1 protein-coding gene and 1 pseudogene are annotated in these 1,652 nt (G+C 71.5%); one reads left to right on the forward strand and one right to left on the reverse strand.

Going from position 1 to position 1,652, the window contains the following annotated elements:
• Positions 1–538 (reverse strand): annotated as a pseudogene (locus U9R90_RS36060) (hypothetical protein); the annotation flags it as partial.
• 213 nt (positions 539–751) lie between these two features.
• On the opposite strand from U9R90_RS36060, the gene U9R90_RS36065 reads away from it, so the two are divergent.
• Positions 752–1,330 carry a hypothetical protein gene (locus U9R90_RS36065; RefSeq protein ID WP_411061706.1) on the forward strand — a complete coding sequence of 193 codons (579 nt, stop codon included), beginning with the start codon at positions 752–754 and terminating at the stop codon, positions 1,328–1,330.
• Positions 1,331–1,652 lie beyond the last annotated feature (322 nt).

Consider the following 1,652-nt stretch of genomic DNA (forward strand, 5'->3'; position numbering starts at 1 on the left):
GCCACCGCGGCTTTCCGGCGGGTGGCGCGACGGGCGGTGCGCCGGGCGGCCCCGGTGCCGCGACAGGCGGCTCAGGTACGGGCTGGGCCGGGGCCAGTTGGCCCGTGCCACTCGCGATCGGGCCGACCCCCTCCGCAAGTCGCACCTCGTCCGCCGCGCACACGGGGACGAGCCGCCCCGCCCCGCCGACCGGTGTCCACGGAACCTCGCGGACGGCCCGGCCATGGCGGGGGTCGAAGAAGCAGAGCGGAAGCCGCTTGGGCAGGGGCTTCCCCGCCAGTCGGGCGTCCAGGCAGGCCAGGGCGTGCCGACCCTCGTCCAGGGCGCGCAGCGCGCCCTCCTCGTCCCCGCGCCGCCCCCTGGGGTTCCGCCGCGCCTGCTCGTAGGCGTCCAGCGCACGCTCGTAGTCCCCCACCGCGCCATCAGGTGTACCGGGACGCCCCGGACTGAAGGTGTGGGCGGCCAGCGCCTCACCGAAGGCTGTGACCTCCTCCTCCAGGCGCGCGGCCGCTTCTCTCCGACGCCGACTTCCCGGCATGCTCCCGCCCCCACCCGTGCACCGTGTCGCGCCACCCTAACGGGGTCTGACATGGCCGGAAGTGAGTTGGGCGACTTTTGGTCAAGTTTGCTGATGAGCTTCCGAATAAGGAGATTCGGTACGAGATTGTCCGTGTCCTCGTCGAGCCCTCGGCCAGGGGTCCTGCCCCTGGCCGAGGGCTCCGTGCAGCGTCGTCAACTGAGGGGAAGTCCGATGGCGAACGAGCTCAAGTACGGCGACCAGATCCACCTGCAGAACGGTTACAGCGACTGGCAGGGCGGCTACCTCGACACCAACGGCCACAGCTCCGCCTCAGGCGGCAAGTACCAGGTGTCGACGGCCGACACCCCCGCCCGAGGAAAGGGCACCGGCACCTGGGAGATCCTCTCCGCCTCGGGCAAGGCCTCGGGGCAGCCCGTCGTCAGCGGCGACCTGGTCTACCTTCGCAACCTCTACGGCGGCGACGGCGGCTACCTCGACACCAACGGGCACGCCACCACGGACCAGAAGAACGCCGGTGCCAAGTACGACGTGTCCACCTCCCAGACCAGGGACCGGGCAGCGGGTACCGGCCGGTGGCGGATCTTCGCCCAGACCTCCACGCCGGCCGACCAGAACGTCCGGCTCGGCGACCTGGTCCACCTCTGGAACGTCTACGGCGACAACGGCGGCTTCCTGGAGACCAACGGTCACAGCACCGCCACGGGCGGAAAGTACGACCTGTGCACCAACGCGTACTTCAACCGCAGCTCCAACGTCGCCGACTGGAAGATCCACAGGGCCACGGCCTGATCCCGGCCCCGCGCCCCCGGAGAGGGGGCGCACCATCCGCCGTCCGACGAGCCGTGGTGTCTCCACCCGCGTAAGCGTCTACGGGGGAGGGCCGCCTCGCCCGTACGGCGGATGCGGTTACCTCCACGGAACGACGTGCTGGCACAGGGGTGTTGGCGACGATCGGGGCGTACGTCATCCCACACCCTGATCGGAGCCTCACCGTGCTGAAGCGGACCCTGCGCACGACCGTGCTCGTCGCCGTGCTCGCCACCGTGGTCGCTGTCCCCGCCGCCGCTGCGCCTGCCCCTCCTGCGGCCCCCGCGGCCCCCGCGGCCTCCGT

The sequence above is a fragment of the Streptomyces sp. E11-3 genome (genome assembly GCF_046540415.1).
GTDB lineage: Bacteria > Actinomycetota > Actinomycetes > Streptomycetales > Streptomycetaceae > Streptomyces.